The sequence below is a fragment of the Stenotrophomonas sp. STEN022 genome, assembly GCF_056760155.1.
Genome location: NZ_JBRREG010000135.1, coordinates 1 through 9399, shown reverse-complemented (window position 1 = coordinate 9399; position 9399 = coordinate 1). Strand labels below are relative to the sequence as shown.

Below are 9399 nucleotides of genomic sequence, written 5' to 3'. Positions count from 1 at the left end.
GTGCTTGGCGCTGGCGCGGGACCTGAAATCCCTAGCCATGCTCGGCCGGGGCTTCCCCCGAAACAAATCCGCGGCTCAGTTTGGGGCAGGGGCGTACGCCGCGAAGCCAAGGCAAGATCAGAAGCGATAAAGCCAACCCCTCCCCAACCCTCCCCTTGGCCTTCGGCCAAAGGGAGGGCGCAACAACAGGTCACATTCCGACCGTAACCACGTCCCTGGTCCTAATGACTTCCGGCGCATTGCCCGGAGCCCGGCTGTAGCTGAATGTGACAGCCATCATCCAAGGAGAGGTTCGGTCCCCATGCTGCAGATCCGAGGTTTGTCGAAGACCTACGCCAATGGCGTACACGCACTGAAAAACGTCGATCTCGACATCCCGCGCGGCATGTTCGGGCTGCTCGGCCCCAATGGCGCCGGCAAGTCCTCCTTGATGCGCACCCTCGCCACACTGCAGGAAGCCGACACCGGCAGCGCCACCCTGACCACCGCCGATGGCGCCAGCATCGACATCCTGCGCGACAAGGACGCGCTGCGCCGCAAGCTGGGCTACCTGCCTCAGGATTTCGGCGTCTATCCCAAGGTCAGCGCACTGGACCTGCTCGACCATTTCGCCGTGCTCAAGGGCCTGACCGCACGAAAGCAGCGCATGGAAGTGGTCGAAGCACTGCTGCAGCAGGTCAACCTCTGGGATGCACGCAAGCGCAAGCTCGGCACCTATTCCGGTGGCATGCGTCAGCGTTTCGGCATCGCCCAGGCGCTGCTGGGCAATCCGCAGTTGGTGATCGTCGATGAGCCCACCGCCGGCCTGGACCCGGAAGAACGCAACCGCTTCCTCAACCTGCTCGCCGAGATCGGCGAGAACGTGGCGGTGATCCTGTCCACGCACATCGTCGAGGACGTCACCGACCTGTGCCCGACCATGGCCATCATGAACAAGGGCGAGGTGCTGCTGACCGGGCGCCCTGCTGATGCCATCAATGCCCTGCAAGCGCAGGTCTGGCGCAAGCAGGTGGCGAAGACCGCGCTGCCTGATTACGAAAGCCGTTTCACCGTGCTGTCGACGCGACTGGTTGGCGGCCACCCGGTGATCCACGTATTCGCCGACAACTGCCCTGAAGCAGGCTTCGAACCGGTAGCGCCGGGTCTGGAGGACGTCTACTTCCAGCGCCTGCGCCTGCAGGCGCAGGCCGCCTGACGGAGACGACCATGACCCTCGCCTTCCTGCGCTTCGAGCTGCGCGAGCAGTTGCGTTCTCCCTTGTTGTGGCTGCTTGCGGTGCTGTTCGCCCTGCTTGCCTTCGGCGCCGCCTCCAGCGATGCCGTCCAGATCGGTGGCGGCATCGGCAACGTGCACCGCAATGCACCCTCGGTGATCGCCAGCTTCATGACCTCCTTCACCCTGCTCGGGTTGCTGGTGGTTACCTTGTTCGTCAGCAACGCATTGCTGCGCGACTTCGAACTGGGCACGTCCGAGCTGGTGTTCTCCAGCCCGATCAAGCGCCGCGACTACCTGCTGGGGCGGCTTGGCGCGGCCCTGCTGGCCAGCCTGCTGATGTACGTGATCATCGGCATCGGGTTGTTCATCGCCCAGTTCATGCCGTGGATCGATGCCGCGCGGCTGGGGCCGGTATCACTGCGGCCCTATCTGTGGTCGTTCGCCTTCATGGTGCTGCCGAACGTGCTGTTCACCACCGCCCTGCTGTCCGTGCTGGCGGTCACCACCCGCAACATCCTGTGGGTCTATATCGGCGTCATCGTGTTCTTCGTGCTGTACGGCATCAGCCGCGCCCTGCTGGCCGACATCGACAACATGCGCATCGCCTCGCTGCTCGATCCACTGGGCATGCGTGCGATGAGCCATGCAACGCGCTACTGGTCGGCCGAAGAGCGCAACACCGGCCTACCTGCGTTCACCGGCTACCTGCTGGAGAACCGCGTGCTGTGGCTGGCGGTGACCGGCGCCCTGTTCGCCGCGACGTTCGCCCTGTTCCGCACCGAGCGCAGCGGTACCGGCCGCAAGCGGGGCAAGAAGGTGACCAGCGTCGCCACCACCGACGGCAAACGCAGCAATGTGGTTGCACCCAAGGTCACTCCCAGCTTCAACGCTGCAACCGGTTGGCGGCAGCTGCTGCGCCAGGTCGGCTTCGATGCGCTGGGCGTGTTCCGCAGTGCGCCGTTCCTGGTGCTGCTGGTACTGGGCATGGCCAACTTCATTCCCAGCGCCCTGCACCGTCAGACCATGTACGGCACACCCAGCTGGCCAGTGACCTCGCAGATGCTGGAAGCGCTGCAGGGTAGCTACAGCTTCCTGTTGATCATCATCGTGCTGTTCTATGCCGGCGAGCTGGTCTGGCGTGAACGCAGCGCACGCATCGCCGGCATCAGCGATGCCATGCCGGTGCCGAACTGGGTGCCGCTGCTGGGCAAGTTCCTCACCCTGATCGCGGTGGTGTTCGCGTTCCAGGCCGTCGGCGGACTCACTGCCATCATCATTCAGTTGAGCAAGGGCTACACCCAGATCGAGCCGGTGCTGTACTTCAAGACATTGGCGCTGGACTCGGTGGTCTACATCCTGATGGGCGGCATGGCCTTGGTGCTGCAGGTGCTCAGCAACAACAAGTTCATGGGTTACGCGCTGCTGATCTTGCTGCTGATCGGGCAGTCGGTGCTGGGCATGCTCGACTACACCCAGAACCTGTACAACTTCGGCAGCTGGCCGAATGCGCCGTACTCGGACATGAATGGCTACGGTCACTTCCTGACCGGGCAACTGGCCTTCCAAGGCTACTGGGTGCTGTTCCTGCTGGTATTGCTGCTGCTGTGCGCCGCCCTGTGGGCGCGTGGCGTGGACTCGGGTTGGCGGCAGCGCCTGCGCCTGGCCAGGCAGCGCCTGCGCGGCCCGTTGGGTGCAGGCCTGGCGGCGGCGGTGCTGGCCTTCATCGCCTGCGGCGGCTGGCTGTACTGGAACACCAACATCCGCAATGAATTTGTCTCGCCGGACCAGCAGCTCGACCTCCAGGCCCGCTACGAGCGCGACTACCGCAAGTACAAGGACCTGCCGCAGCCGCGCATCATCGCCATCGACAACAACGTCGACCTGCACCCGGAAACCCAGTCCGTGCGCATCGACGGCGTCTACCGCGTGCGCAATACCCATGCGACCGCCATCCCCGACATCCACGTCGCGATGGGTGATGACAAGACCCTGGCCAGCATCGAGATGGGCGGCGCCAAGCTGACCACCCACGATGAGGAACTGGGCTACCGCATCTACCACCTAGATGCACCGATGGCACCAGGCGAGGAACGCGATATCCGCTTTACTGTCGACATCCATCCCAACGGCATCACCTCCGACCAGGCACAGACCCAGATCGTCGACAACGGCAGCTTCTTCAACAGCCGTGTACTGCCGGCCTTCGGCTACGACAGCGGCGCGGAAATCAGCGACCGCAACGAACGCCGCAAGCGTGACCTCGGCGAACCGACGCGCATGCCCAAGCTGGAGGATGAGGCCGCACGCGCCAACACCTATATCTCCAACGATTCGGATTGGCTCGATTTCCGCAGCACAATCTGCACCGCACCGGACCAGATCGCGCTGGCACCGGGTTACCTGCAGAAGGAGTTCGAACGCGATGGCCGTCGCTGCTTCAGCTACGCCATGGACCGGCCGATGCTGAACTTCTACGCCTATCTGTCGGCACGCTGGCAGGTGAAAAAGGGCATGTACAAGAACATCCCTATCGAAATCTATTACGACGCCAAGCATCCGTACAACGTGGACCGGATGATCGAGGCGGTGCAGAAGTCACTCACCTACTACGAGGCAAACTTCAGCCCATATCAGCACAAACAATTCCGTGTGATCGAGTTCCCCAGCTACACCGGCACCTTCGCCCAAGCGTTTGCCAATACGATCCCTTACTCGGAGTCGATAGGCTTCATCGCAGACCTGCGCGACAAGGACAGCGTCGACTATGTCTTCTATGTAACCGCGCACGAAGCCGCGCACCAATGGTGGGCCCATCAGGTCATCAGCGCCAACGTCCAAGGCGCAACGATGTTGACCGAATCACTATCGCAGTACTCTGCCCTGATGGTGATGGAGAAGGAATACGGACGCGGCCACATGCGCCAGTTCCTGAAGGATGAACTGGACAGATATCTATCTGGCCGCGGTGGCGAGGATGTCGAGGAACAACCGCTCTATCGCAACGAGAACCAGCAATACATCCACTACCAGAAGGGTTCGCTGGTGTTCTATCGCCTACGCGAGGAAATGGGTGAGGAAGCACTGAACCGCGCCCTGTCCCGCTTCATCCAGGCCAAGGCCTTCCAGCAACCGCCGTATACCACCTCGGCTGAGCTGCTGGAGTTCATCCGCGCCGAAGCCAAGCCCGAGCAGCAGGGTCTGATCACCGACCTGTTCGAGAAGATCAGCTTCTACGACAACCGCGTGGTCGAGGCCAACGCGAAGAAGCGTGCGGACGGCCGCTACGACGTGACCCTGCAGCTGCACGCCGACAAGCGCTACGCCGACGGCATGGGCAAGGAGACCGCAGGCACGCTGGACGACTGGATCGAGGTTGGTGTGTTCGCCAAGGGTGCCTCCGGCAAGGAACGTGATGAGAAGGTGCTGTACCTGCAGCGCCACCACATCACCGCCGCTGCCCCGAGCATCACCGTTACCGTCGACCAGAAGCCCGATGAAGCCGGCTTCGACCCGTACAACAAGCTGATCGACCGGGTTTCGGCCGACAACCGCAAGCGGGTGACGGTGCAGTAGGCGAAATGCGAGCCACGCCCGGCGTGAGGCCCTCTCCCGCCCGCGGGAGAGGGGTTGGGGTGAGGGCAGCTTTTGAGGCATTGTCGGGAAAGCCGCTGCCGAGCATGGCTCGGCACTACCTCAAAGCCCCTCTCCCGCTTGCGGGAGAGGGGTTGGGGTGAGGGCAGCTTTGGAAGCATTACCGGGAAAGCCCCTGCCGAGCATGGCTCGGCACTACATGTCGCAAATCTGCTGCACTGCGGATTCCGTACGGGACCGAATGCGGTTACATTCGGCCCGTAACAGCGCCGCCGGCAGCTGACCAAACCCACCCTGGGAGGGGACACATGCGTACGACTTTCAAAACCCTGTTGCTGGCCCTGCCGCTGCTGGCCGCCGGCTTCTCCGCCAGCGCCAGTGACAGCGCAGCGGGCCGCTGGCGCACCATCGATGACGAAACCGGCCGGGTGAAGTCCATCGTCGAGATCAGCCAGGCCGCCAATGGCACGCTCAGCGGCAAGGTGCTGCAGGTGCTGCAGTCCGAGCAGGGCCCGCACCCGGTCTGCAACAAGTGTGAAGGCACCAACAAGGGCAAGCCGATCGAAGGCATGACCATCCTCTGGAATGTCCGCCCGGACGGCGCCAACAAATGGGCCAACGGCACCATCCTGGACCCGGCCAAGGGCAAGACCTACAGCTCCAAGGTCGCGCTGGTGGACAACGGCCGCAAGCTGGATGTCTCCGGCTGCATCGCCTTCATCTGCCGCACCCAGACCTGGCTGCGCGACCAGTAAGCCGCTCAAAGCCCCTGCTTGGAAGCCCCTCTCCCGCCTGCGGGGTGAGAGGAGCAGTTTGCGAACCATGGTTCGCTGCTCGTCGAACGACCTTGCGCCAGCCCAAGGGCCGGGGCGCGGAGCGGGGGCTGGGGTGAGAGGAAGCTTCTAGCCAGGTAAAGTCAAAAGCTCCCCCTCATCCGCCCTTCGGGCACCTTCTCCGCTAGCGGGAGAAGGGAAGGCGCTGGCTCCGCTCCTTGCCTGCCAGGCACCTCACCCGCCCTTCGGGCATCCCCACCTCCGCGGGGACAGGCTCTTCTCCCGTAAACGGGAGAAGGGAAAGATCAGCAGCCCCGGCCTCCGGGGCTGCTTCTTTCCGGCCATGCGATAATCCCCGGTCCCCTGCCGCAAACCATCGCCATGACCCGCAACGCCCTAGTCACCAATGCCCTGCCCTACGCCAACGGCCCGCTGCACCTCGGCCACCTGGTGGGTTACATCCAAGCCGACATCTGGGTGCGTGCGCGGCGAATGATGGGCGAGAAAGTCTGGTACGTCTGCGCCGATGACACCCACGGCACGCCGATCATGCTGGCCGCGGAGAAGGCCGGGGTGACCCCGGAAACCTTCATCGCCAACATCCAGGCTGGCCATGAGCGCGATTTCGCCGCCTTTGGCGTGGATTTTGACCACTACGACTCGACCAACTCGGCCACCAACCGCGAGCTGACCGAGGCGCTGTACGCCAAACTCGACGCCGCCGGCCATATCAGCCGTCGCTCGGTGGCGCAGTTCTACGACCCGGCCAAGGGCATGTTCCTGCCCGACCGCTACATCAAGGGCACCTGCCCGAACTGCAAGTCGCCCGACCAGTACGGCGACAACTGCGAAGTCTGTGGCGCCACCTACGGCCCGACCGACCTGATCGAGCCGAAGTCGGTGGTGTCCGGCGCCACCCCGGAAATGCGTGATTCGGAGCATTACTTCTTCGAAGTCGGCCGCTTCCAGGAGTTCCTGCGCGAATGGCTGGCCGGCGACGTGGCCCTGCCCGGCGTGAAGGCCAAGCTCGCCGAGTGGCTGGATGCCGAGGGCGGCCTGCGCGCGTGGGACATCTCGCGTGATGCGCCCTATTTCGGTTTCGAGATCCCCGGCGCACCGGGCAAGTACTTCTACGTGTGGCTGGACGCGCCGATCGGCTACCTGTCCAGCTTCAAGAATCTGTGTGCCAGGACCGGCGACGACTTCGATGCCGTGCTCGCCGCCGACAGCAACACCGAGCTGCACCACTTCCTCGGCAAGGACATCGTCAACTTCCACGGCCTGTTCTGGCCGGCGGTGCTGAAGGGCAGCGGCCTGCGCACCCCGACCAAGCTGCACGTCAACGGTTACCTGACCGTGGACGGCGCCAAAATGAGCAAGTCGCGCGGCACCTTCATCATGGCCCGCACCTACCTGGATGCCGGCCTGGCACCGGAAGCACTGCGCTATTACTTCGCCGCCAAGTCCTCCGGCGGCGTCGACGATCTCGATCTGAACCTGAGCGACTTCACCGCCCGCGTGAATGCCGATCTGGTTGGCAAGTTCGTCAACCTGGCCAGCCGCTGCGCCGGTTTCATCGCCAAGCGCTTCGACGGCAAGCTGGCCGACGCGCTGCCGGACCAGGCCCAGTACGATCGCTTCATCGCTGCGCTGGCGCCGATTCGTGAGGCCTACGAGCGCAACGACGCGGCCGCCGCCATCCGCCTGACCATGGCGCTGGCCGATGAAGCGAACAAGTACATCGACGACACCAAGCCTTGGGTCATCGCCAAGCAAGAGGGTGCCGACGCCGAACTGCAGGCGGTCTGCACCCAGGGCCTGAACCTGTTCCGCGTGCTGGTCACCGCCCTCAAGCCGGTGCTGCCAGCCACGGCGCTGCAGGCCGAGGCTTTCCTCAATGCACCGGTTCACGGCTGGGACGACATCACCGCCCCGCTGACCGCACACAGCATCGCCGCCTACGTGGCGCTGTTCACCCGTATCGACACGAAGATGATTGACGCAATGACCGACGCCTCCAAGGACACCCTCGCCGCCCAGCCCGCCACCGAGGCCAAGCCGGCCAAGGCTGAGAAGCCCGCCAAGGTCGAAGTGAAGGCCGAGGCCAAGGCCGAAGGTGAAGCTTCCGCGTATATCGGTATCGATGATTTCGCCAAGCTCGACCTGCGCATCGGCAAGGTGCTGGAATGCGGCTTCGTCGAAGGCTCGGACAAGCTGCTGCGCTTCCTGCTGGATGCCGGCGACCTCGGCCAGCGGCAGATCTTCTCCGGCATCCGCGGCAGCTATGCCGAAACGGAAGCACTGGGCGGCCGCAACGTGGTGATCATCGCCAACCTGGCGCCGCGCAAGATGCGCTTCGGCCTCAGCGAAGGCATGATCCTGTCGGCCGGCTTCGACGGCGGCGCGCTGGCGTTGCTGGATGCCGATGGCGGTGCACTGCCGGGCATGCCGGTTCGCTGACGCCGGGAGTCGAATAGGGAGAGTCGGGAGTCGTAGAAGCAGGCGCATGGCTTCATCACTCCCGGAGCTTCCCGGACCGACCATGTTTGCAGAAGAACGAAAGCCGTAGCGATGAAGGGAATCACGACGCTGGCGATTCCCAACTCCCAACTACCCATTCCCGGCACTCATGCAACTCGCCCTCTTCGACTTCGACCACACCATTACCGTCTGTGACACCTACAGTCGGTTCCTGCGTCGTGTGGCCACGCCGGAGCAGCGCGCGCAGGGGTGGTGGCGGGTGGGGCCGTGGGTATTGGCGTATCGGCTGAAGCTGATCTCGGCCCAGCGCGTGCGTCGTCGTGTCACCGCCCAGGTCTTCACCGGCCGCCATGCCGGTGAAGTCAGCCAGATGGCACGCGACTATGCCCGCGAGCACCTGCCCGGCATGGTGCGCCCGGAGATGCTGGAGCAGATCCAGTGGCACAAGGCGCAAGGCCACACCGTGGCGGTCGTGTCCGGTTCGCTCGATCTGTACCTGCAGCACTGGTGCGAACAACAGGGCCTGCAGATGATCTGCAACCGGCTCGAAGTGCAGGACAACCGCTTCACCGGCCGCTACGCCGAGGGCGACTGCGGCGCGCGCAAGGTGACCTTGATCCGCCAGCGCTTCGACCTGGGCACCTACCAGCGCATCCATGCCTACGGCGACAGCGGCGAAGACAAACCTATGCTGGCGCTGGCGCACGAGCGCTGGTATCGCGGCAAATGCTTGACCTGAGCCCCACTCCCGCCAGGAGAGAGGTTGAGGTGAGAGCAAACAGCAGGACTCTCCAATGAATACCCAACCCTCATCAGACGCTGCACGCCACCCACTCCCGCAGGGAGAAGGAAGGGCCGCGCTGGTCGAACGCCTCGATCGGCTGCTGCCGCAGACCCAGTGTGGGCAATGCGGTTATGACGGCTGCCGCCCTTATGCCGAAGCCATGGCCGCTGGCAATGCCGGTATTGATCACTGCCCGCCGGGTGGTGACGCTGGCGCGCGTGCACTTGCCCGCCTGCTGGATGTTCCGGCCCTTCCCTACGACCGCAGCCGTGGCGAGCACAAACCGGCGCAGGTCGCGGTGATCGTCGAAGCCGACTGCATCGGCTGCACCAAGTGCATCCAGGCCTGCCCGGTCGATGCCATCGTCGGCGGCGCCAAATACATGCATACCGTACTGGCCGACCTGTGCACCGGCTGCGAGCTGTGCATCCCGCCCTGCCCGGTGGATTGCATCGAGCTGCAGGCTGTCCCGAACCCCGGTTTTGTGGGGGGGGGGGGGGTGGCGGCGCCCAGGGTCTGCAGCGCGAGGGGGCGGCGCGCCGGGGGGCGCGGCCA

The 9399-nt window shown here is 64.2% G+C and carries 5 protein-coding genes and 1 pseudogene; all 6 read left to right on the top strand.

The window, feature by feature from the left end:
* Window positions 1-301: 301 nt before the first annotated feature.
* Complete coding sequence (locus tag ACVOMF_RS19415; RefSeq protein ID WP_481510721.1) at window positions 302-1195, top strand: ABC transporter ATP-binding protein; 894 nt, start codon at window positions 302-304, stop codon at window positions 1193-1195.
* Window positions 1196-1206: 11 nt separating this feature from the next.
* Window positions 1207-4788, top strand: a complete 3582-nt coding sequence (locus ACVOMF_RS19410) for a M1 family aminopeptidase (protein ID WP_481510720.1) — start codon at window positions 1207-1209, stop codon at window positions 4786-4788.
* Between the two features lie 326 nt (window positions 4789-5114).
* On the top strand, window positions 5115-5561 hold the full coding sequence (locus tag ACVOMF_RS19405; protein WP_282265437.1) for a DUF2147 domain-containing protein: 447 nt from the start codon (window positions 5115-5117) through the stop codon (window positions 5559-5561).
* 399 nt (window positions 5562-5960) lie between these two features.
* Window positions 5961-8039, top strand: a complete 2079-nt coding sequence (gene metG, locus ACVOMF_RS19400; protein ID WP_481510719.1) for a methionine--tRNA ligase — start codon at window positions 5961-5963, stop codon at window positions 8037-8039.
* A gap of 169 nt (window positions 8040-8208) precedes the next feature.
* On the top strand, window positions 8209-8799 hold the full coding sequence (locus tag ACVOMF_RS19395; RefSeq protein WP_481510718.1) for an HAD family hydrolase: 591 nt from the start codon (window positions 8209-8211) through the stop codon (window positions 8797-8799).
* 55 nt (window positions 8800-8854) lie between these two features.
* Window positions 8855-9304, top strand: a pseudogene (gene rnfB, locus ACVOMF_RS19390) (Rnf electron transport complex subunit RnfB); the annotation flags it as partial.
* Window positions 9305-9399: the final 95 nt, after the last annotated feature.